This is a genomic window from Xenorhabdus sp. KK7.4 (assembly GCF_963876465.1).
GTDB lineage: Bacteria > Pseudomonadota > Gammaproteobacteria > Enterobacterales > Enterobacteriaceae > Xenorhabdus > Xenorhabdus stockiae.
Genome location: NZ_CAWNQF010000068.1, coordinates 16,919 through 38,950 on the forward strand (window position 1 = coordinate 16,919; position 22,032 = coordinate 38,950).

General features: G+C 44.5%; 20 protein-coding genes. 7 read left to right on the plus strand and 13 right to left on the minus strand.

What is annotated here, in order from left to right; translation table 11 throughout:
* Positions 1-40: 40 nt before the first annotated feature.
* The 7 genes from AACS90_RS09565 to ybfF all read right to left on the minus strand — a co-directional run bounded on the left by AACS90_RS09565 (position 41) and on the right by ybfF (position 7,596).
* Positions 41-1,306 carry a 4-aminobutyrate--2-oxoglutarate transaminase gene (locus AACS90_RS09565; RefSeq protein ID WP_099122461.1) on the minus strand — a complete coding sequence of 422 codons (1,266 nt, stop codon included), beginning with the start codon at positions 1,304-1,306 and terminating at the stop codon, positions 41-43.
* A 39-nt stretch (positions 1,307-1,345) separates the two neighbouring features.
* Positions 1,346-2,338: a 5-oxoprolinase subunit C family protein gene (locus AACS90_RS09570; RefSeq protein WP_099122462.1), complete on the minus strand. Its 993-nt coding sequence runs from the start codon at positions 2,336-2,338 to the stop codon at positions 1,346-1,348.
* Positions 2,339-2,346: 8 nt separating this feature from the next.
* Positions 2,347-3,228, minus strand: a complete 882-nt coding sequence (locus AACS90_RS09575) for a 5-oxoprolinase subunit B family protein (RefSeq protein ID WP_099122463.1) — start codon at positions 3,226-3,228, stop codon at positions 2,347-2,349.
* A gap of 25 nt (positions 3,229-3,253) precedes the next feature.
* The gene (locus tag AACS90_RS09580; protein WP_099122464.1) at positions 3,254-4,021 is read right to left on the minus strand and encodes a 5-oxoprolinase subunit PxpA; all 768 of its coding nucleotides are present in this window, start codon (positions 4,019-4,021) and stop codon (positions 3,254-3,256) included.
* 537 nt (positions 4,022-4,558) lie between these two features.
* Positions 4,559-5,305: a class I SAM-dependent DNA methyltransferase gene (locus AACS90_RS09585; protein ID WP_099122465.1), complete on the minus strand. Its 747-nt coding sequence runs from the start codon at positions 5,303-5,305 to the stop codon at positions 4,559-4,561.
* Between the two features lie 449 nt (positions 5,306-5,754).
* Positions 5,755-6,510, minus strand: coding sequence for a class I SAM-dependent DNA methyltransferase (locus AACS90_RS09590; RefSeq protein WP_099122466.1), 756 nt, complete (start codon positions 6,508-6,510; stop codon positions 5,755-5,757).
* Between the two features lie 306 nt (positions 6,511-6,816).
* Complete coding sequence (gene ybfF / locus AACS90_RS09595; RefSeq protein ID WP_099122467.1) at positions 6,817-7,596, minus strand: esterase; 780 nt, start codon at positions 7,594-7,596, stop codon at positions 6,817-6,819.
* 261 nt (positions 7,597-7,857) lie between these two features.
* On the opposite strand from ybfF, the gene seqA reads away from it, so the two are divergent.
* Both seqA and pgm read left to right on the plus strand, forming a co-directional pair.
* The gene (gene seqA, locus AACS90_RS09600) at positions 7,858-8,391 is read left to right on the plus strand and encodes a replication initiation negative regulator SeqA (RefSeq protein ID WP_099109086.1); all 534 of its coding nucleotides are present in this window, start codon (positions 7,858-7,860) and stop codon (positions 8,389-8,391) included.
* A gap of 120 nt (positions 8,392-8,511) precedes the next feature.
* On the plus strand, positions 8,512-10,152 hold the full coding sequence (gene pgm, locus AACS90_RS09605; protein ID WP_099122468.1) for a phosphoglucomutase (alpha-D-glucose-1,6-bisphosphate-dependent): 1,641 nt from the start codon (positions 8,512-8,514) through the stop codon (positions 10,150-10,152).
* A 300-nt stretch (positions 10,153-10,452) separates the two neighbouring features.
* Here the strand turns inward: pgm and kdpD are convergent, their stop codons facing one another.
* The 5 genes from kdpD to kdpF are packed head-to-tail and all read right to left on the minus strand — an operon-like array spanning position 10,453 to position 17,679.
* A complete protein-coding gene (gene kdpD, locus AACS90_RS09610; protein WP_099122470.1) occupies positions 10,453-13,155 on the minus strand; it encodes a two-component system sensor histidine kinase KdpD in 2,703 nt (900 codons plus the stop codon).
* A gap of 2 nt (positions 13,156-13,157) precedes the next feature.
* Positions 13,158-13,739: a potassium-transporting ATPase subunit KdpC gene (gene kdpC, locus AACS90_RS09615; protein WP_099122471.1), complete on the minus strand. Its 582-nt coding sequence runs from the start codon at positions 13,737-13,739 to the stop codon at positions 13,158-13,160.
* Between the two features lie 44 nt (positions 13,740-13,783).
* Positions 13,784-15,850, minus strand: a complete 2,067-nt coding sequence (gene kdpB, locus AACS90_RS09620) for a potassium-transporting ATPase subunit KdpB (protein ID WP_099122472.1) — start codon at positions 15,848-15,850, stop codon at positions 13,784-13,786.
* A 32-nt stretch (positions 15,851-15,882) separates the two neighbouring features.
* Positions 15,883-17,589, minus strand: coding sequence for a potassium-transporting ATPase subunit KdpA (gene kdpA / locus AACS90_RS09625; RefSeq protein ID WP_099122473.1), 1,707 nt, complete (start codon positions 17,587-17,589; stop codon positions 15,883-15,885).
* Positions 17,590-17,679 (minus strand): K(+)-transporting ATPase subunit F, encoded by a 90-nt coding sequence (kdpF, locus tag AACS90_RS09630; RefSeq protein ID WP_099122474.1) that lies wholly within the window; start codon positions 17,677-17,679, stop codon positions 17,590-17,592.
* A gap of 350 nt (positions 17,680-18,029) precedes the next feature.
* On the opposite strand from kdpF, the gene AACS90_RS09635 reads away from it, so the two are divergent.
* The 4 genes from AACS90_RS09635 to AACS90_RS09650 all read left to right on the plus strand — a co-directional run bounded on the left by AACS90_RS09635 (position 18,030) and on the right by AACS90_RS09650 (position 19,925).
* Positions 18,030-18,233 (plus strand): YbfA family protein, encoded by a 204-nt coding sequence (locus tag AACS90_RS09635; protein WP_099109094.1) that lies wholly within the window; start codon positions 18,030-18,032, stop codon positions 18,231-18,233.
* Between the two features lie 219 nt (positions 18,234-18,452).
* Positions 18,453-19,196 (plus strand): type 2 GTP cyclohydrolase I, encoded by a 744-nt coding sequence (locus tag AACS90_RS09640; protein ID WP_099122475.1) that lies wholly within the window; start codon positions 18,453-18,455, stop codon positions 19,194-19,196.
* An 85-nt stretch (positions 19,197-19,281) separates the two neighbouring features.
* Positions 19,282-19,629, plus strand: a complete 348-nt coding sequence (locus AACS90_RS09645) for a type II toxin-antitoxin system RelE/ParE family toxin (protein WP_425303992.1) — start codon at positions 19,282-19,284, stop codon at positions 19,627-19,629.
* Positions 19,626-19,925: a helix-turn-helix domain-containing protein gene (locus AACS90_RS09650; protein WP_099122477.1), complete on the plus strand. Its 300-nt coding sequence runs from the start codon at positions 19,626-19,628 to the stop codon at positions 19,923-19,925. The genes AACS90_RS09645 and AACS90_RS09650 overlap by 4 nt, the downstream gene beginning before the upstream one ends.
* A 35-nt stretch (positions 19,926-19,960) precedes the next feature.
* Here the strand turns inward: AACS90_RS09650 and AACS90_RS09655 are convergent, their stop codons facing one another.
* Positions 19,961-21,109 carry a multidrug effflux MFS transporter gene (locus AACS90_RS09655; RefSeq protein WP_099122478.1) on the minus strand — a complete coding sequence of 383 codons (1,149 nt, stop codon included), beginning with the start codon at positions 21,107-21,109 and terminating at the stop codon, positions 19,961-19,963.
* Positions 21,110-21,231: 122 nt separating this feature from the next.
* On the opposite strand from AACS90_RS09655, the gene AACS90_RS09660 reads away from it, so the two are divergent.
* A complete protein-coding gene (locus tag AACS90_RS09660) occupies positions 21,232-22,017 on the plus strand; it encodes an AraC family transcriptional regulator (RefSeq protein ID WP_099122479.1) in 786 nt (261 codons plus the stop codon).
* Positions 22,018-22,032: the final 15 nt, after the last annotated feature.

A 22,032-nucleotide genomic window follows, 5' to 3' on the forward strand; every position in this document is an offset into this window, starting at 1 on the left:
GAAAATCCCGGATGTGGTACTACATCCGGGGCTATGTGGTTTAATTTTTCAGAATATGTGACAGAATTTGCAGTGCCTTACCGAATTGAGCCTCCGGTATCGTCAGCGGATAGAGGAAACGGATCACGTTACCGTGAGTACCGCAGCTCAATAATAGCAGCCCTTCGCGTTTAGCTCGGGTTTGTATTTCGCGGGTAAATTCTGGCGATGGTTGACCAGTTTGTGGATCGTTAAATTCCACTGCAACCATGGAACCCAGAGCGCGAATTTCGGCGATTGCCGGGCACTGAGTGCGCGCTTGTGCCAGTATTTCCACCAGATGCTGACCAAGCTGATTCGCTCGTTCGCACAACTGCTCTTTTTCGATGATGTTAAGTACTGCATGGGCGGCTGCCACCGCCAGTGGATTGCCCGCATAGGTGCCGCCAAGCCCTCCGGGTGCCGGTGCATCCATCACTTCTGCACGTCCCGCTACGCCGGAAAGCGGCATCCCTCCCGCGAGACTTTTCGCCATCGTGATCAGGTCTGCTTTTACATTGTGGTGTTCCATCGCAAACAGTTTTCCCGTGCGGGCGAAGCCAGTTTGTACTTCGTCGGCGATTAACAGAATGCCATGCTCATCGCACAATGTGCGTAGCGCCTGCATAAACTCGGTGGGCGCCATGTTGAATCCGCCTTCACCCTGTACTGGCTCAATAATAATGGCGGCTACCTGATCCGGTGCGATATCGGCTTTGAAAATATGTTCCAGACTTGCCAGAGCATTATCGACTGATACTCCGTGAAGCCCGTTCGGATATTGGGCGTGGTAAACGGAACCGGGGAATGGGCCAAAGCCGATTTTATACGGTGCGACTTTGCCTGTGAGCGCCATCGCCATAAAAGTACGACCATGAAAGCCACCACTGAAAGTAATCACTCCCGGCCGACGGGTATAAGCGCGGGCGATTTTCACGGCATTTTCGACGGCTTCCGCTCCGGTAGTGAAGAACGCGGTTTTTGTCGGGCCGTTGATCGGTGCCAGTGCATTAATACGTTCTGCCAGTGTCACATAGCTTTCATAAGGCACAATTTGATATGCGGTATGGGTGAATGCTTTTAGTTGTTGTTCAATTGCGGATACGATTTCAGGGTGACGATGACCTGTATTCAGTACAGCAATGCCAGCCGCAAAATCGATGATTTCGTTACCTTCTACATCCCACAGAGTAGCATTTTCCGCCTTTTGCGCGAAGTAGTCACTCAGCACACCCACTCCGCGCGGAGTAGCATTCAGACGACGTTGATTCAACTCTGTATTTTTCATCAATTATTCTCCTGAAAATGGCATAAATTTGTAGGGTTACTAGGATAGTGCGGTGACCAGCCGTTGCAGTTTTTCCTGAAACGTATGCCGGATAGCCAGCGCTTGTTGTAATGTCACTTGGGTAAATTTTACTTTGGCACCGGGAGGTAACTGCCCGAGAATATCCAGATCGCTGCTGACGACGGTGCCCAGTGTCATGTAGCCACCTCCGGAGACAGCATCCCGATGTAAGACAATGGGAGTACGCCCCGAGGGAATTTGGATAGAGCCAATAGGGTAGCAGGCATCCACAATATTGGAGGGATCAGAGCCTGCGCCAAACGGCGGTGTGCGCTCCACAAAATTTAGTGGACGCCCATCCAGAAAGCGGTAACCGATGCGATCAGATTCAGAGCTGATCCTCCATTCATCACTGAAAAAACTGTCAACGGATTCTGCCGTCAGGCGATGGATATACATACCGGGAACCACCCGAAGTTCGGCATGTTTATGAAATTCCGGTTTAAACTCTTCCGGCAGGTGATGACCAACAGGGCCTTGCCCACAATGCGCCGTTACAGGAAGCGTATCTCCGGCCTGTAACCGGCGGCCCTGATATCCACCCAGCGAGCCGAGGCTGTATGTGGAGCGGCTTCCCAGTACCAGAGGTACATCGATACCACCTGCGATGGCAAGATAACTACGGGCACCTAAAGATGAGCCGGTTATTTTCAGCTGCTGCCCTTTTTGCGCCAGCAGGCAGGTATTAAGGGAAACGGGCTGCCCATCCAGTTGTATGCCCATTGGTGCCCCGCTGACAGCAAAAACGGTGTCCTGCTCAAAGAGCAGTTCCGGTCCCATCAGAGTACACTCCAAGCCCGCTGTATCCGGCGTGTTCCCTACCAGTAGATTTGCGACTGCCAGCCCAAAACGATCCAGCGTACCGGAAGGCGGAATACCTACGTGATAGTAGCCTTCCCGGCCAGCGTCCTGTACTGAGCTTGACAGCCCCGGTTTCAGCACCTTAATGCCATATAACACTTCAATTGACATATAACACCTCAATCGCCATATAGCACCTCCTGCAAATTTGCAGTGCAAGATTGTGGATCTGCTTCAAAGGCCGCAAGGTCAAACTCAACAGGACGAATACGCAATGCAAACTCTTCTCGTTCAACTTGTGAAATAGCCTGGTCATACTCATCGCGATTGATAGGCTTGAACTGAACGATATCGCCTGTGCGGAAAAAGACCATAGAATCTTTAAGATATGGCAGACGCTGTTGGGTATCGTAAATAGGGGCTGGAGTCACGCCAAAGAGCTGATAACCCCCAGCACCCCGTACAGAGTAAATGCAGCCGAAGCACCCGCCGTGTCCCAGTGAAAGCTGTGGGGTATCCGTACGGGGGATCAGATATTTAGGTACCTGAATTTGTTGTTCCTGTTCTACCATCTGGTACATAAAGGGTAATCCGGCAACAAAGCCGACCATAGAAACAAACCAGGGAGCGCCGCTGTGCTGGGCGATAAATGCATCAATATCAGCCAGGCCGTTGATTCGCGCTGCGTATTCCAGATCGGTGGAGTGTGGATCCTGGTGGCGTTCCCGAAAACGCATCAGGGTTTCATGCGTCCAGGGATCATTGTAAAGCACCGGAATTTCGATAATGCGCGTAGAGAGTTTTTCCCCGGTGTTTTCTTGTTCCGCTACGGACTGAACTTTCTCCAGTAATGTTAGGGGTGGCAGAATATCCGGATTGAAGCGTATCTGGCATGATGCATTGGCCAGACAAATATCGAATATGCCCGGTAATGCAAGGTTTTTAATCGCTTTTGTTAACGACATACTACGAAAGAATGCCTTCAGAGACATTGCTTCGCTGATTTCAATAAAAAGATGTTCGTCGCCGCCGAAGGTGTAGCGTAAATTCGGGTCAGACATATCAGCACTCCTTCTTTTTATACAATCATTTATGCGGCTGTGGAGGTGTAATCGTGATGCCTGCGAGCTGTAAACGGGTGACTATTGCCTGAAGTAGTGGGAGTGCGCCGGGGGTATCGCTGTGCAGGCAGACCGAGGAAAATTCAACGTCAATATCGGCTCCTTCTACGGTACGAACTTTACCCTCCTGACAGGCTCGTAATACTTTATCAGCGACTATTTCAGGATCGAGCGGCGTAACCCGACGGGTAAATACAATAGAGCCACTGAGATCGTAATCGCGGTCAGCGTAGAACTCACAAACCACGGGATGACCGAGTTTGGCTGCCTCACGCCAGATAGCCGAACCATGCATGCAGAATATGGCCAGTTCAGGAGCATGTTTATGCAGTGTGGAGACGAAATAATGCGCGGCATCGTTGTCACGGGCCAGATGCATATATAAGGCACCATGTGGTTTTATATGCCTTAGCGGAAGGTTATACAGAGCAGCAAATTCGCGTAATGCACCGAGTTGATATAACACATCGTTGGTTAATTCTTGTGGGGTGGTATTGATATGGCGGCGGCCGAATCCGACAAGATCGCGGAATCCGGGATGGGCACCAATGGATACGCCTTTTTGGTGTGCCAGCTCCACGGTTTTACGCATAATGCAGGGATCGCCCGCATGAAAACCGGTGGCAATATTGGCTGAGCTGATTAATGCCATAATTGATTCATCCACATTATCGCCGATAGTCCATGGGCCGAAGCCTTCGCCAATGTCTGAGTTGAGATCGATGTTTGTCATAGTCATGCGCTCAAATTGTGAACTGAATTTCAAAAATATAATATGGTATGACAAAAAGAAGAAATTTTTTTCTGATGTCCACGCGATACATATTGAAATCCCATTGAGTATAGGCCATGTATTCGTTTAAGTGGGCACATGATTTTGCTAAATATTATGACAAACCCATTGGATATATGATGAAATTAATCAGATAGAAATAATCTCACGGAGTTTACTTTGGTTTTTCCGCACAAGGGAGCGCTTTTGGATGATATTTATTGAGATAAAATGGTTTCTTATTTAACAAAAATGGGAAAGTTTATCGAAATATCTCATTATTAGAAGTATGGTCATAGTTTTATATTCTTCATCCTTCAATTTTCCATTTTATTGGGACAAGTTGAAAGATGAAGAAAATAATTAATTGGTATACACAATGGATTTCAAGATGCATCGCGGCGGCAAGGGAGTAAATCCCCAGGAGCATAGATAACTATGTGACTGGGGTGAACGAGCGCAGCCAACAAAGGGGCAACTTGAAAGACGAAGTGTATATTATCGTAACTTACAAACAAGGGCTATTTCATGACAGTTATTCTGGTAAGTATCCCAAAAACCGGCTGGTTGATTATCAATGTCGCTTTGCAACAACATGGGCTTATGCCATTCAAGCTGTAAACCGGCTTTTTTACTGGCTTTTGCAAAATGCTCACGGCTCCAGCTATACATTGTAAAAGGAAAAGAGGAATTATGTGGGGGAGCCATAAATTTAGCTGTATAGAACAGGCCTTCTCCGTGGGGTTCTTCGCTAAGAATATCGCAGAGATAATTGGTACAGTTACCTTGTGCTAACCGATAGTCAGGTGAAAATGTATAAGCAACCAGTTTCCCGGAAGGTGCCAGGTTATCAGCAATTACCCGGAACATGCTTTCAAGTTCTTCAAGTGATACTGCATGGCAAAATAGCCAGGATGCGTTAATGATGTCAAATTTACCCAATGATTCCATTTTGCAGACATCTCTGACATGATATTCGATTCCATCACCGTGTTGTTGAGAGATGTTTTTTGCAATCTCAAGCATATTAGCTGAGATATCGACACCGATAACTCTTGATGCCCCATGGCTTTTGTAAAGTCGGCTAAAAAGACCTTGACCACAGGCTAAATCTAATACTGATTTTCCTTGTATATTACCTGCCAGTTCAAGGACTGTCCTGATCCCTATTTCAATCTGAGGGGCTGCATCTGAAAAACTTTCGTAAACACTGGCAATAGGGTCATATAATTTTTTATCATTCATTATTTTCAGTCCTAAACTAAGATAAAAGGAATAAACAGAATTTTTTTGCTGTTTTCTAAAAAAATTTATTATTGTTATAATATTTGGTAGTTTTCTTTTATGTGATTTACATTAATGTATAAGAACTAAATTTTATATAATTATTTTTATACCTGTCGTCTTTCAAGCTGCCTCTTTGTTGGCTACGTTCACGCACCCCGGTCACATAGTTTTCTATGCTCCCGGGGATGTGTTCCCTCGCCGCCGCGATGCAACTCGAAATCCATAGGGTATATGTTATTTGTGTTTTTTTTTGGTTAATGTAAAAATAAAACAAGTGTTTTAAATTAGGGTTTATTTTCTATTAATGATATTCCTCCCTCTTTTAGGGGAAATATCAACCCTTTTAATATTTGGGTTGATATATATTTTAGTCAATGTTGAAAAATGAAGAGATTGGTCGATTGATCTTATAGGAATTTACAAACAAACGCGGCTTCATGGCAGTTATTCTGGTAAGTATCCCAAAAACCAGCTGGCTGGTTATCAATATCACTTTGTGACAGCATGGGCTTATGCCATTCAATCTGTAAACCCGCTTTATTACTTGCCTCTGCGTGTTGTTCACGGCTCCAGCTATACATTGTAAAAGGTGCAGGAGGAAGAGGGGGGTTACGTGATGGAAAGGTAAATTCGGCTTTAAAGAGAAGACCGCCTCTACAGTGCTCTTCGCTAAGAATATCGCAGAGATAATTGGAACAATTGCCTTTTGTTAACCGGTAGTCAGGCTCAATAGTGTAAGCAATTAATTTACCGGAAGGTGCCAGATTATTAGCAACTGTGCGGAACATCATTTCAAGCTCTTCAAGTGAGATAGCATTACAAAATAGCCAGGATGCGTTAATGATGTCAAATTTACCCAGTGATTCCATGTTGCAGACATCTCTGACATGAAATTCGATACCATCACCATATTGCCGAGACTTGTTTCTTGCAATTTCAATCATGTTAGTTGAGATATCGGCACCAACAACTTTTGATGCCCCACGGCTTTTGTAAAGCCGGCTAAACAGGCCATAGCCACAGGCTAAATCTAATACTGATTTCCCCTGTATCTCACCTGCCAGCCCAAAAACCGTCCTGATTTCTACCTCTATCTGCGGAGCAGAATCTGAAAATCTTTCATAAACATCAGCGATAGCGTTATATACGTTTTTTTCATTCATTACTTTCTGTCCTTAACTAAGATAAGAGAAACAAAACTAAGGTAAAAAATAAGCGGAATTTTTTGCTGTTGTATAAGAATTAAATTTGTCAGCGATATAACATTTGATGTTTTTTTCTGGGGATTACCTTAATATATAAATATCCGGTTTAATATGATTATTTTTATATTAGGTCTGTTATTTTAATGGAACATGATAAATAAATTGGATATTTTATTTTAAGTATATTGTTGTTCTATAATAATATCGGGTATGTTTATTAAGGATATCAACCCATATATTAAGTTAGGCTGATATCCTATTTTTTTATTCAGTACCTAAAAACCGATGAATTGCCCGGAGTACTGCTTCAGGTTTCTCTGCATGAACCCAATGACCGGCTCCCGCGACAACCCAGGCGGTGGCTTGTGGGAATTGATTAATAATATCCTGCCGGTATTCTTCCGTAATGTAATCGGAATTTCCACCACGAATAAATAAGGCTGGTTTATGCCATGCCGGAATTGTTTCCCAGCCGATAATTTTTTCGTATTCTTTTTGCAGAACGGGTAGGTTAAATCTCCATTCCCCCTGACGGAATGATTTTAGTAGAAATGGGATCACTCCATCTTCTTTAATATCTTCAAGCATGATGTCTGTAGCTGCCTGCCGGGTTTGTACACCCGCTTTCGTTACTTTGTGCAGTGCCGCAAAAATACTGTCATGACGCCTTGCCTGATAAGCAACCGGAGCCATATCAATCACTACGATTTTCTCAATGCGATCCGGGGCAATTGCTGTCATGCTCATGGCGATTTTTCCCCCCATGGAATGACCTATAATGATGGCTTTTGCTATATCGAGTTCGTCAAGAAGGGCCAGCACATCTTGTGCCATGTCACGATAATCCATATTTTCCATGCGGGGAGAAATACCGTGATTTCGTACATCAATCTGAATCACCGGATAATATTGCTGTAAATCACGCCCTAATATTCCTAAGTTGTTTAAATCACCAAAAAGTCCATGGATAAGGATAATGGGAGTGGAAGACAACGGATTTTCGGGTTTGTGTAAATGATAATTTAATTGATTGTTTGACTTCATAATTTGCCTGAGTTTAATGACGTTCATACAATGTTTAATATTGTATAGTTTAATATCATGACACATCAGCAGAGACAAACAAAATGAGGGTATAGTGGCTGTAACTGATTGATTTATTTTAGGGGAAAAGTTTCTTTCTTTTCAATTCTCAATTTAAGAAAGAATCACTTTAAGTTATTGAAAGTTTAATTGTTTTGTTTTGTTGCATTATATCTTATAATCTGAGGATAATTTTTTCATTAAGAACAGTACTGGATAGAAATGAAAACGATAGAAGTTGATGAAGACCTTTACCGCTTTATTGCAAGCCAAACCCTGCATATCGGTGAAAGTGCATCTGATATTTTACGGCGCATACTGAAGTTGGACGCCGGGCAGCCAGTACAAACTACACAGCCTGCCAGTGAACCTGTACCCGTCAACAAAATACCAGCTGTACGTCCCCGAGATACTGTCCGCGTTATACGTGAGTTACTGCTTTCCGATGAATATGCTGAAAAGAAAAAATCCGTTGAGCGTTTCATGTTAGTGTTGTCTACGTTGTATAGTCTGGATAGCGAAAGTTTCGCCAGAACAACAGAAGCAATGCATGGTCGCACCCGCACGTATTTTGCCGGTGATGAACATACGCTGCTGGCCAGCGGTAAGCAAACCAAACCTCGCCATATCCCCGGCACACCTTTTTGGGTGATCACCAACACCAATACTGACCGTAAACGCAGCATGATTGAACAAGTTATGCAGGATATGAGTTTACCGGTAAATTTGATTGAAAAAGTGTGTGGCACGATTTAAGTTCGGCGTTTAGGTTTAATCAGCAGTCAGCGGTTAATTAATTAACTCTCTAAACCGTTCAGCATATCTGTTTTATACTGCACTGGCGACTGTCCGGTGCAGCCTTTCAGGAGAAATAAAGTGGCGATTCATCCTAGGGCAGGGCAACTGGCCCAGCAGCATGATTTGATCAATGTTGCACTCCTCACATCACAGTATTACACCTTACAACCCAATCCCGAAAATCCGGCCCATAAAGTCAAGTTTGGCACTTCCGGCCATCGTGGCAGTGCCGGGCGTAATAGCTTTAACGAAGCGCATATTCTGGCAATTTCTCAGGCGATTGTAGAAGTACGTAAGCAATATGATATTACTGGCCCGTGTTATATCGGAAAAGATACACATGCACTTTCTGAAGCCGCTTTTATTTCCGTGCTGGAAGTACTGACAGCGAATGGTGTTGATGTGGTCGTGCAGGAAAATAATGGTTTTACGCCGACGCCTGCTATTTCGCATGCTATTTTGTCTTATAACCGTCAGGGAAAAAATCTGGCGGATGGCATTGTGATTACCCCTTCCCATAATCCACCGGAAGACGGTGGTATTAAATATAATCCGCCTAATGGTGGTCCGGCCGATACGGATCTGACTTCCGTTATTGAAAATCGGGCGAATGAATTGTTGGCTGGTAATCTGAAAGGCGTTAAACGTCAGCCTTACGAACAGGCATTAAAAAGCGAATATCTGCACCCTCAGGATTTAGTTGATCCTTATGTCACCGCGTTGGGTGAAGTTGTCGATATGTCCGCGATTCAGAAAGCGGGTCTGAAAATCGGGATTGATCCCTTGGGTGGCTCAGGTATTGCTTACTGGCAGCGTATTGGTGAGTACTATAATCTCGATCTGACGCTGGTGAATGATAACATTGATCAGACTTTCCGCTTTATGACACTGGATCGTGACGGTGTGATCCGGATGGATTGTTCATCCCGCTGGGCGATGGCCGGGTTGCTGGAGTTGCGGGATAAATTCGATTTGGCATTCGCCAATGATCCTGATTATGACCGCCATGGCATCATTACCCCAACCGGCCTGATGAACCCTAACCATTATCTGGCGACAGCAGTGGATTATCTGTTCCGTCATCGTCCGCAATGGTCTGAGAAAGTGGCTGTGGGTAAGACGCTGGTTTCCAGTGCCATGATTGATCGGGTTGTGGCTGATCTGGGGCGTGAACTGGTGGAAGTTCCGGTCGGGTTTAAATGGTTTGTTGACGGGCTATATAAAGGTGAACTGGGCTTCGGTGGAGAAGAAAGTGCGGGCGCATCTTTCCTGCGTTTTGATGGTACTCCGTGGTCAACAGATAAAGACGGCATCATTCTTTGCCTGCTTGCCGCGGAAATGATGGCAGTAACCGGTGAAAATCCACAGCAGCGTTATGACAAATTGGCGGCTCGTTTTGGTACACCGAGTTATAGCCGTCTTCAGGCTCCGGCAAGTCATCAGCAGAAAGCACAGTTATCTAAGTTGTCACCGGAAATGGTAAAAGCGAATACGCTGGCAGGTGATCCGATTACGGCTCGTCTGACAACGGCTTCCGGCAATGGTGCTTCCATTGGCGGCCTGAAGGTGATGAGTGATAACGGCTGGTTTGCAGCGCGCCCTTCTGGTACAGAAGAAGCATATAAAATTTATTGCGAGAGTTTCCTTGGTGCAGAACACCGTGAAAAAATCGAGCAGGAAGCTCAGGAGATTGTTAATCAAGTATTTGCTGCGGGTTAATTAGCGCTGAATACTGATGAAAAAAGCCGCTGGAAAACCGGCGGCTTTTTGTTAAAACAAACATTATTGACGTATGCATGTGTTATAGATTTCTTCAAGACAAAATTGGTATTTTTTAGGATGATCGATATGTTTTTTACATATAGTGTATGCTCGGTCCTGACATTGTTCCGGTGTATTAGATAATCCTGATGGTGTTGCATGTGTACTCCATGAGATTAATGCCAGAATGGTGGATAGCGATAGGGTTATTAGCTGCTTCATATGGTTATTTCCTTATCATTTAATTAGATCTGTATGTCATTTTTCTCGATTATCATTGGTGGAACAAATCGGCAGGGAAAAATGGAAACTGGCTCCACCTTTCTCATTATTTGTCGCCCATATTCTTCCATTGTGAATTTCAATAATGTGATAACAAATCGTTAGCCCTAACCCGGAGTTAGTGGCCGTCGGTTTGCGATGTTTGCGGGGGATATGTGAGAATTTATCAAAAATGGATTTTTCCTTTCCACCCGGTAATCCTGAGCCGGTATCCCAGACTTCGATATTGACCTTTTCTTTTTCAATTGTTGCCCTGATGCCCACTGCCGAACCTTTATCTGTATATTTGATGGTATTTTCCAGTAGGTTGACAAATACACGCTCTAATAAAGAGGCATCGCATTGTAGGGACAAATCAGCAGGCAAGGAAAGATCTATCTTATAGCGGCTTAAGGCATAATCGAGTGAGCGTAAAGCGCTATCAATGATTTCTTTCAGTGAATAACAGCCAAAATTGGGCTGAAGGCTACCTGATTGGATACGCACGATATCCAGCATGTTATTCACCAGATGTGAAATATTAAGGATCTGCTGATGAATATGCTGAAATTGTTTAGCATGTTGAGAGTTTGTAACGGACAAATTTTGTCTGAGTACTTCGGTTTGTTCAGACAGACGGGTCAATGGCGTCAGTAAATCATGTGACAGCGCAATCATAAATGAATTACGTAATTGTTCCCATTCACTTTCCAGCTTGGCGGATTCTGCACCACGGGCCAGATGCAAGCGCTCCAGTGCGTTAGCAATAATTCCGGTAAAAATCTGTAGTAACCGTTGTTGCTCAGGCACCAATAGCTGTCGGGGATTCGATGATTCAATCGCAAGGACAGCAAAAATTTGTGACGGCGTGGTGATGGGAATTAACTGATAAGGCACACCCGGCAGAGTATCTGTGCCTGCTCCCGCGGGTTGTTTTTTATCAAAACACCATTTGGCGATGGCTTCATCAACTAACATCTGCCCACCATTATAGGATTTCACCTGATAAAGATGATTATTGCCATCCGGCAGTAATAACCCTGTTTTTGCCTGAAAGCTATTGGATAAAAAATGGTAACTGATACGGGCAACGTCCTCTTCATTCAGTGCCCGGCCGAGTTCACGGGTGATTTCATATAAATGTCGTGTTCTCTGTTCCCTATAGCGCGCAATTCTGGCTTGATAACGTATTCCTGCGGTCAGATTTCCGACGACCACTCCCACGATCAACATAACCGTAAAGGTAAGCAGATATTGCATATCATTAACGGCCAGTGACAGGTGGGGTTTGACAAAAAAGATATCGAAACTGGCAACGTTGATAAAAGCAGAAAATACTGAAGGCCAGCGCCCGTAAAATAACGCAATAACAACAACGCCCAGTAGATAAAGGGTGATCAGGTTGGCTTTATCGAGAGGGAATAAAACTGTGCGGGAAAATAAGGTAATAAAGGTACACAGTATAATTGCGATCAGGAACCCCTGAAGCTGGTTTATCCACTTGTCACTGGATAATCGTTGCTCAGCCGGCTCTTTGATCCAGTGCTGTTTTTTATCTTCAAGGGCAATAATAATGATATCCAGATCGGGGCCAAGTTTACCTAAACGCCCGACAAAATCAGAACGCCATCGATGGCTAAAGAGGGTGGAATATAAACTATGGTAACGCCCGACAATGATTTTTCCTAGGTTGTGTTCTCTGGCGTAGCGAAGAATAGCTTTTTCTTTATGAGGCTCTGAAAGTGTGGCTGTTTCTGCTCCTAGTTCCTGTGCCAGCATCAATGTTTTTAAAATAGTTCGACGTTTGAGTTCTGGCAACCGGTGTAATTTAGGCGTTTCAACATAAACAGCATGCCAGGTACAGTCCAGTTTCGCGGCAAGCCGGGCTGCCTTGCGGATCAATTTCTCATTGCCGTGATTATCGCCGATGCATAACAGTAGGTTATCCCGTGTATGCCAGACAGGTTCTTTCCCCCGCGTATCGCGGAAAGCGCGCATCTGATCATCCACACGATCTGCGGTACGGCGCAAGGCCAGTTCACGCAGAGCGATCAGGTTTCCTTTACGGAAAAAATGTTCAATAGCCCGTTCAGCCTGCGCCGGAATATAAACTTTACCTTCGTGAAGGCGCTGGCGCAGATCATCGGGTGGAAGATCCACTAAGACAACATCGTCGGCATTATCAAAGATATGATCGGGAATAGTTTCCCTCACCCGGATACCGGTAATACCGCCGACAATATCATTCAGGCTTTCCAGATGCTGTACGTTAATGGTAGTCAGGACATCAATACCCGCTTCCAGCAGTTCTTCCACATCCTGCCAGCGTTTGGGATGCCGACAACCCTTCGGATTACTGTAGGCTAATTCATCCATCAGGATGATGGCAGGATGACGGGCAATAGCTGCATCAATATCAAATACCGGGACTCTGCGTTGAGCTGAGTAGATATATTTTGGCGGCAACTGTGGCAGACCTTTTAATAGTGCCGCGGTTTCCTGCCGTCCGTGTGTTTCAACGACGCCGACAATAATATCCAGCCCCTGAGCCAGTAAGCGTTGAGCTTCCTGTAACATGGCGTAGGTTTTTCCTACTCCGGCACAGGCCCCGAAGAAAATTTTCAGTTTGCCCCGTGGTTTTTCATTTGCCAGTGTCAGCAAATTGTCTGGATCAGGACGCTGTGGTTCTGTCTCAGTCATCGTTACTTGCCTTGTGCTCGCTGGTTATCTAACGCCAGATTGAGTTTCAGTACGTTGACAACTGGCTGACCTAAGTAATGTATTGGCGGAAACTCGATGTTCTCCTCAATCAGCTTATTAACTAGATCTACCGGCAGGTGCCGGGCGGTAGCAATACGATGAGCCTGAAATGCAGCAGCTTCAGGTGAAATATGGGGATCAAGACCACTACCGGATGCGGTGACTAAATCGACAGGAATAGGATGATTTTCCGGGTGATTAAATAGGCGTATTTTAATAATGCGTTGTTGTATTTTCTGGAATAAAAGCGGGTTAGTTGGTGCGAGATTACTTCCCCCGGATGACTGTGCATTATAAGGCTGTTCAGCAGTCATTGAAGGGCGTCCATGAAAATAGTTCGCTTTAGTAAATTCCTGACCGATTAATTCTGAACCGAGCAACTCACCATCCTGTTCGATGAGTGAACCTGTCGCCTGATGGTGAAACAAGGTTGTGGACAGGCCAGTGATCAGCAGCGGATATGCGATCCCGGTGATCAGGGTGAGAAATATCAACAGAACAATGGAAGAACGTAACCAAGTCATTTTTTTCACCTTACCTGATAGTCAAATCCTGAGAGGATGATGGTCTATTTAAAGCCTAATACAGTGAGTAACATATCGATCAGTTTGATCGCAGCAAAAGGCATCAGCAAACCACCCAGGCCATATATCCATAAATTACGTCTCAGAAGCGACAGAGCATTCATCGGACGATAGGTGATACCTTTCAGAGCGAGTGGTAGTAAAAAAATAATGATAAGCGCATTGAAAATAACCGCGGACAGCACTGCTGATTGCGGTGAATGGAGATGCATGATATTCAGCGCATTAAGTTGCGGATAAGTGACAGCGAATGCGGCTGGAATAATGGCGAAATACTTAGCAATATCATTGGCAATGCTAAATGTGGTTAAAGAGCCTCTGGTCATCAGCATTTGTTTACCAATACGCACCACTTCAATTAATTTCGTGGGATTGGAATCCAGATCCACCATATTACCAGCCTCTTTTGCAGCCTGAGTTCCTGAATTCATGGCAACGGCCACATCAGCCTGAGCCAGCGCGGGAGCATCGTTTGTTCCATCGCCGGTCATGGCAACCAGACGCCCTTCAGATTGATACTGGCGGATCAAAGTCAGTTTTGCTTCCGGTGTCGCTTCCGCCAGAAAATCATCGACACCGGCTTCAGCAGCAATGGCCGCGGCTGTCAGGTGGTTATCACCGGTGATCATCACCGTTTTGATCCCCATTCTGCGCATTTCACTGAAACGCTCCTTAATACCGCCCTTAATAATATCTTTCAGGGCAACGACACCCAAAACCCGCTGATTTTCAGCGACAACCAGCGGTGTTCCCCCTTTGCTTGCAACCTGTTGCACCAACAGATTAATGGCTTCAGGGAACTGGCTGCGGTTGGCTTCAATATGGCGTCGGATGGCATCAACAGCACCTTTGCGGATCAGGCGATCGTTGATGTTGACTCCGCTCATGCGGGTCATGGCAGAAAAAGGAACAAATGTAGCATTTAATGTACGCAGATCACGTTCACGCATATTGAAGCGCTGTTTTGCCAGAATGACGATACTGCGACCTTCAGGTGTTTCATCTGCCAGAGAGGAAAGCTGTGCAGCATCAGCTAACTGCCGTTCTGTAACGCCGGGAGCGGGCAAAAACTGAGAGGCCTGACGATTTCCCAAAGTAATTGTCCCGGTTTTATCCAGTAATAGCACATCGACATCACCTGCGGCTTCAATGGCACGTCCGCTGGTGGCAATGACATTGGCTTCCAGCATGCGGCTCATTCCTGCAACACCAATAGCAGAAAGCAGCCCGCCAATAGTAGTGGGGATTAAACACACTAAAAGTGCAATCAGAACGGTAACTGTGATAGGTGCACCAGTGTGGTTGGCTTCAATACTGAATAGGGAAAAGGGGAGTAAGCTGGCACAGGTTAGCAGGAAAATGATGGTGAGCGCGGTAAGTAAAATGGTCAGAGCTATTTCATTCGGGGTTTTCCGTCGCTTGGCGCCTTCAACCATTGAGATCATCCGGTCGAGGAAGGTTTCTCCCGGATTGACGGAACACTCCACGATTAACCAGTCTGACAGTACTTGAGTGCCTCCTGTCACGGAAGAAAAATCACCGCCGGATTCCCGTATCACTGGTGCTGATTCGCCGGTAATGGCGCTTTCGTTAACTGATGCACCACCTTCAAGGACTTCGCCATCGCAGGGGATAATTTCACCCGCTTCTATCAGTACAATATCGCCTTTGCGTAAACAATCGGAAGTGACTTTTTCTTTTGTCGCATCGCGGCTGGGGGATGAAAGCCTGATTGCCCACGTTGTTTTTTTGACACCTTTCAGACTGGAGGCCTGAGCCTGACTGCGTCCTTCTGCCAGCGCTTCTGCAAAATTGGCAAACAGCACAGTGAACCATAACCATAAAGCAATGGAACCGGTAAAGAGGGCATCACCAGTCGTTTGGCCGGTCAGGATACTGAGCCATAATAAAGTGGCCAGACAGCTACCGAGGTAAACGACAAACATAACCGGATTATGCCATTGGACGGCAGGATGACATTTTTTTACTGAATCGATAATTGCCTGACGAACTAATCCGGATTCAAATAATGCCTGCTTTTTATTTCTCATCACTTATCTCACAATTTATTTCACAACTTCACTTATTGTGATAGTTGCCAAAGCTGTAAATGCTCTGCAATAGGGCCAAGAGCCAGTGCGGGTATGAAAGTGAGTGCTCCAATCAATAAGATGACTAAAATCAATAAGCCAATGAATAATGTGGTATGAGTGGGCAGGGTACCGTTGCTGATAGGCTGCCGTTTTTTACTGCTCATCGAGCCGGCGATAGACAGCACAGGCAGAATGATGCCAAATCGACCGAGGAGCATGATGGTGCCTAAAAGCAGATTGTAAAATACGCTGTTGGCTGCCAGACCGGCAAAAGCACTGCCATTATTATTAGCCGCAGATGTAACAGCATAGAGTATTTCGGTGAAACCATGTGCCCCTGGGTTTGCTACGGCATTTCTTCCTGCCTCGAATGAAACTGACAGCGCGGTTCCCAGTAGAATAAGGGAAGGAGTGACCAGAATCGCCAACGCGACCATTTTCATCTCATGAACATCAATTTTTTTGCCCAGATATTCGGGAGCACGGCCAATCATCAGGCCGGCAATAAAGACAGCCAGCAGGACAAATAACAATATGCCATAAATCCCGGCACCTACACCGCCAAAGACGACTTCGCCGATTTGCATGAGCCAGAGCGGTATCATGCCTCCCAATGCTGTAAAGGAATCATGCATTGAATTAACCGCTCCGCAGGAGGCTGAAGTGGTGACTACGCCATAGAGGGAAGAGGCAAGGATACCAAAGCGGGATTCCTTTCCTTCCATATTGATATTGCTGTTAATGCCTGATGGCATGAAATGGGGATTTCCCATAGTTTCAGCGCACATCACGATGGCAACAGAAATCACAAAGATAATCCCCATTGCCCATAACAGGGAGTACCCTTGCCGATTGTCTCCAACAACCAGACCAAAGGCGAAACACAATGCACTGGGGATCAAAAAGATGGAAATCATCTGTACGAAATTACTAATCGTATTAGGATTTTCAAAAGGATGAGCTGAGTTCGCGCCAAATACACCACCTCCATTTGTTCCTAATACTTTGATGGCTTCTTGAGAGGCGACTGGTCCCATCGGAAGTAATTGCTGATGGCCTTCAAGGGTATGAACAGAAATATATGGAGAGAAGTTTTGGATCACCCCCTGACTGGCAAGGATCAACGCGATAATGATCGCCAGAGGAAGCAGCAGATAGAGTGTAATGCGGGTGATATCAATCCAGGCATTTCCCAGTGTTTTCACACCTTGTCGGGAAAATGCCCGTATCAGTGCAAAAGCGATAGCAATACCCGTTGCAGCAGACAGGAAATTTTGAACGGTTAACCCAACCATCTGGCTCAGGTAACTGAGGGTATTTTCGCCACTGTAGGCCTGCCAGTTCGTGTTGGTGACAAAGCTGATTGCTGTATTGAGAGCTAAATCCCATTTCATACCAGCAAAATGCTGGGGATTGAGAGGCAGGTATTTTTGGCTTATCAATAGGATAAATAGTAATAATAACCCTGCAATGTTAAAGGCAATAATAGCAAATGAATATTGCCACCAGTTCATTTCTTTAACATTGTCACCCGGTTTTTTTAAGCCACAACAACGCCATAAAATCATTTCGGCATTGGTGAGCCGATGAGGTAAATCGCCCTCAATGAGATTTGCGATTAAATGCCCAAGAGGCTTACTTAATATAAATAGTAATAATAAGAAAGTAGCGACAAGTAAAAAAGCAGAGGTTTCCATCTAGAAATCCTCCGCATTCAATAATGCATAAATCAGATAGAAAAATAATAACACTACCAGAATAGCACCAATAATAAGTAAGTTATTCACTATTTATCTCCTTGTTACTTCTTAATAACAAACCGGTTTAGAATAAAATGACCAATCAAGAAGTGATAAAAAGAGAACCTGAAAGCACAAAGTAAATATAAGTAATACTGATTAATTGGACTCGGTGAAAAGTAAGTTTAGCAAAACCTGACAGGTTAATTTTATGTTTTTAATATGTTGGTTTTGTTTCTGTTTAGATCATTTATTTGTAATAAAATTACGCTAAGATAAAAAAACAGTGATTTTGAGCAGTAAAAAAGTGGTCGGATCAGTAGTAAATTTTCATTTTATCGAGTAAAATTTATCAGGTCTTACAGTTATTGAGTTATTGCCCATTTGAGGAGGTCTCTATGTATCGTGAATATTCCCGGCATCAGGTTCTCTTGCGGCGTATTGGTGCCGTCGCATTAGGCGTTATTGCACTTCCTTTTATGCTGTTTAGTCGTGAGCGTGCCCGTTTCTACAGCTACTTACATAAAGTATGGGTAAAAACCAGTGATAAACCAGTCTGGCTGGAACGCACAGAAGTTGCTTCAGATACGCTAAACCCCTAAATTCCCCCACTATGGCAGAACCCTGTTCTTCGTTTTTCTGCCTGATATAGTTTTCCGGATATAGTATTCTTGCACCCTGCCTGCTTAAGCTGGCAGGGTGTTTTACTTTTATCGCTTATTGCTGCAGATGTGTTATTACTACTAACAGACAATATCACTATAGGCAAGTAAATTGGTGCGGATTCTATTGTGAAAATGCTAAATAATGGGGAGTGTGTAATGAATAATGTTGAATTAGAACATGTAATTAATACGGAATTGAATGTTCGGGAGTTTCAGGATTATGCCCCTAATGGATTACAGGTAGAAGGACGCCCCCATATTCAGCGTGTTATAACGGGAGTGACAGCCTGTCAGGCTTTGCTGGATGAAGCAGTGCGTCTGGAGGCGGATGCCATCATCGTACATCATGGGTACTTCTGGAAAAATGAATCACCTGTCATCCGTGGCATGAAACGTCGCCGTTTGCAGACTTTACTCTGTAACGATATTAACTTGTATGGCTACCATCTTCCGCTGGATGCACACCCCACTTTGGGAAACAATGTTCAGCTGGCCCGCCAGATGGGAGTGAAGATCATAGGAAACATTGACGCTTTATTACCTCATGGCGTATTTGATCAACCGATTACCCCGGCAGAATTAACTGAACGTCTTGAGCAAAGACTGGAACGTAAAGTGCTGCATTGCGGCGATAATGCACGGGAAGAGATCCGTACTATTGCATGGTGTACCGGAGGAGGGCAGAGTTTTATTGAGCAGGCTGCTGAATTTGGTGTTGATGCTTTTGTGACGGGTGAAGTATCAGAGAAGACTATCCATGTTGCCCGTGAAATGGGGATGCATTTTTACTCAGCAGGGCACCATGCGACTGAGCGCTATGGCATTAAAACACTAGGTGAATGGCTGGCTAATCATCATGGGCTGGATGTCACTTTTGTTGATATTCCTAATCCGGCTTGATGTATTACAATGAAACACAATTGATATATAAGTTATAGCTTATATAATGCTATTATAAGTCATAGCTTATGAGGTTATCGTGTGGATTGTAATTTTGACTCCTCGCTTTGAAGAGTGGCTTGATGAACAAGATATCAGTATACAAAAGAAGATATTAGCAGACCTGAGTGTGTTAGAAGTCTTTGGTCCTCAACTGGGCCGTCCCGCAGTTGATTCTTTATATGGTTCAAAATTCAATAACATGAAAGAACTAAGGATTCAATGTAAAGGAAGGCCATTCAGAGCGCTTTTTGCATTTGATCCGCTAAGACAGGCAATTGTCTTATGTGCGGGTAATAAGGCTTTAAATGATAAGCGTTTTTACAAAGAAATGATCCCAATTGCTGATGCTGAATATGAAGCACATTTGGCGAATTTGGAGGACAAACAGTGAAAACTCTCAAAGAAAAAATTCAGGAATTTTCAGTAGAAGATCGTGAAGATATAGAACAAATGGCTGATGAGCAGATTTTAGAAACCGGCTTACAGCTATTAAGAGAAGAGTTAAATATTTCTCAACAAAAGCTGGCTGATAGTTTAGGTATCAGCCAGCCAGCTATTACTCAAATAGAACAACGGGGTAATGATATAAAGTTAGTCACCCTGAAACGCTACGTTGAAGCTATGGGAGGAAAATTGAGCTTAACTGTAGAATTGCCGACAGGTAATGGAAAAATTTTTCATATATAGCCGCTGATGGAATATTTCTCTTGGTGCTATTAACTTCAAAACTTACTATCCCTGCTTGGTATAATAAGGCCTGGCAGGGATAAAAGAACAGTGGCTAATCCACAATAAGCCAGTGTATTGCCCAAAGCCTGACTCCAACCGGCAATTGTCAAACCTCCCGCCAAGAGCATGTAGTAAAATAACCCCAGTAAAGCGCCTGCTGTGCCCAGTCTGTCTGTATAGTGAGTTAACGCAGATGCGAGAAGGTTTGGAATAGCGACGCCGTAGGCGATAACTATTCCCAGCATGGGAAAAATAAACAGCCAGCTATTTTCGAGTAGATAAACAAAAATTCCACTGAACAGGGTAAGACATGCCGCGAGAAAAGTGAGTTTTTCGGTTTTCCATTTCTTTTTCAATAACAGCTTATTCAATACAGAGCCTAACATGACACCCAAGGCAAGAAGCAGGCCGGTGTAGCCGAACAGGGTTGGTGATATTCCGAGTTGATCAAAACGGAAAGGTGCCAGTTGATAGTAGCTAAATAGACAAATATTAAATAAAGCGATTAGAAAAGCACTTCGCCAGATTGAAATATCTTTCAGCATCATACGGGCTGTTTCTGATAAAACGACTTTGGTAACAGTGGTAGGGCGTGTTTCAGGTAAACGTGCCATAGACCACATTGTGAGGATAATGGCTAAAATCGCCAGACCTGCAAATACCGCCTGATAATTACCAAAATGATTCAACGTGGAACCGCTGATCATACCGATGGCTGGGCTGGCAGCCAGAGCAATGCCCATAATAGAGAAAACACGGGGCAGCTCTTCACCACGATAACTATCGCGCATCATAGTCTGTGTTCCGATTGACCCCACTGCCGCACCAAAAGCAGATAACATTCTGGCAATAAGTAGTAACCAGAAATGTGTAGTTAATAGAGCCAGCAAACAGGCACCACCATACAATAATAACCCGGTAATAATGGTGGGGCGTCTGCCAATAACATCACATAAGCGGCCCCATACGACTATGCCAATTGCAAAAGCGAAAAAGTAGAGTGACAAGGTTTGAGAAGCTTGCTCCACGCTGACGGAAAATCCACGGGAAATGTTGGTTAATGCCGGGCTATAGATGGTTTCTACAATCTGAGGAAACATCATCAGAGCAATGGCTAACCAAAGTGGTGGTTTGATTTTCATAGTATTTTTCTTCTGACAGTGAATGATTTGTGAGCAGAAGGCTAACATTTTAGTGGTTGTCTATTTATGATAATAAAGACAATATATTTATATAATCAGACATTCACACTTGAGGACTAGATATGGCATGGTTGCGGCAGAGTGATCAGTTTGATCCGGATAATCTGAATGTACTCGTTGCGGGTATTGCGGCAGAGATGGGGCAGCATGATTCCGGATTTCATCAACATGGTATGGGGCAATTGTTGTTTACTCAGCGTGGCTGTATCAAAATCACATTGGCCAGCCAGATCTCTATTTTGCCGCCAACCCGAGTGGCATGGATCCCACCAAAGACACGACATCGGGCAGAAATGCGTGGTTCCATCGGATATCGATCAATTTATCTCAATGTTTCTGAAGTACAATGTTTGCCCGATCAGAGTGCAATACTGGAAGCCACTCCGTTGCTACAGGCTGTTCTGGAGCGTATCGCAATATCTCCGTTTGATACTGACTGGGAGCAGGGAAAAAACTCACATTTGCTGGCAGTATTTCTTGATGAAATTTGTGAAGCACAGGGGGAGCCAACGCTATTACCATTACCTTCTGATCGTCGTTTTGCGAGTTTATCCTTTGAACAATTACCACCTTCATTACAGGTGCTTTCAACCTATATTGGAGCCAGTGAAAAAACTATTACTCGTATATTTAAGCGTGAAACGGGAATGAATTATCAACAATGGCGTCAGCAATGGCGATTGGTTAAAGCAATAGAATTATTGGCCCAGGGCAAAACGTTATCTTATGTTGCTCAGGAACTGGGATTTATCAGTGATAGTGCTTTTGTGACTTTTTTCCGTAAAATTATGGGAAGACCGCCACGGGAGTATATGGCGGGTTCAGAAAGGAAGGCAGAGAGAGATTAACAATTAATTTGTACT

Bases quoted from the DNA above. Each gene is read 5' to 3' on its own strand.
- kdpD (WP_099122470.1), bottom strand. From the start codon at position 13,155: ATGACTGAGACAGAACCACAGCGTCCTGATCCAGACAATTTGCTGACA.
- AACS90_RS09575 (WP_099122463.1), bottom strand. From the start codon at position 3,228: ATGTCTGACCCGAATTTACGCTACACCTTCGGCGGCGACGAACATCTT.
- AACS90_RS09585 (WP_099122465.1), bottom strand. From the start codon at position 5,305: ATGAATGATAAAAAATTATATGACCCTATTGCCAGTGTTTACGAAAGT.
- AACS90_RS09590 (WP_099122466.1), bottom strand. From the start codon at position 6,510: ATGAATGAAAAAAACGTATATAACGCTATCGCTGATGTTTATGAAAGA.
- kdpB (WP_099122472.1), bottom strand. From the start codon at position 15,850: ATGAGAAATAAAAAGCAGGCATTATTTGAATCCGGATTAGTTCGTCAG.
- AACS90_RS09655 (WP_099122478.1), bottom strand. From the start codon at position 21,109: ATGAAAATCAAACCACCACTTTGGTTAGCCATTGCTCTGATGATGTTT.
- AACS90_RS09565 (WP_099122461.1), bottom strand. From the start codon at position 1,306: ATGAAAAATACAGAGTTGAATCAACGTCGTCTGAATGCTACTCCGCGC.
- AACS90_RS09635 (WP_099109094.1), top strand. From the start codon at position 18,030: ATGTATCGTGAATATTCCCGGCATCAGGTTCTCTTGCGGCGTATTGGT.
- AACS90_RS09660 (WP_099122479.1), top strand. From the start codon at position 21,232: ATGGCATGGTTGCGGCAGAGTGATCAGTTTGATCCGGATAATCTGAAT.
- kdpA (WP_099122473.1), bottom strand. From the start codon at position 17,589: ATGGAAACCTCTGCTTTTTTACTTGTCGCTACTTTCTTATTATTACTA.
- AACS90_RS09640 (WP_099122475.1), top strand. From the start codon at position 18,453: ATGAATAATGTTGAATTAGAACATGTAATTAATACGGAATTGAATGTT.
- AACS90_RS09580 (WP_099122464.1), bottom strand. From the start codon at position 4,021: ATGACAAACATCGATCTCAACTCAGACATTGGCGAAGGCTTCGGCCCA.
- AACS90_RS09570 (WP_099122462.1), bottom strand. From the start codon at position 2,338: ATGTCAATTGAAGTGTTATATGGCATTAAGGTGCTGAAACCGGGGCTG.
- ybfF (WP_099122467.1), bottom strand. From the start codon at position 7,596: ATGAAGTCAAACAATCAATTAAATTATCATTTACACAAACCCGAAAAT.
- kdpC (WP_099122471.1), bottom strand. From the start codon at position 13,739: ATGACTTGGTTACGTTCTTCCATTGTTCTGTTGATATTTCTCACCCTG.
- seqA (WP_099109086.1), top strand. From the start codon at position 7,858: ATGAAAACGATAGAAGTTGATGAAGACCTTTACCGCTTTATTGCAAGC.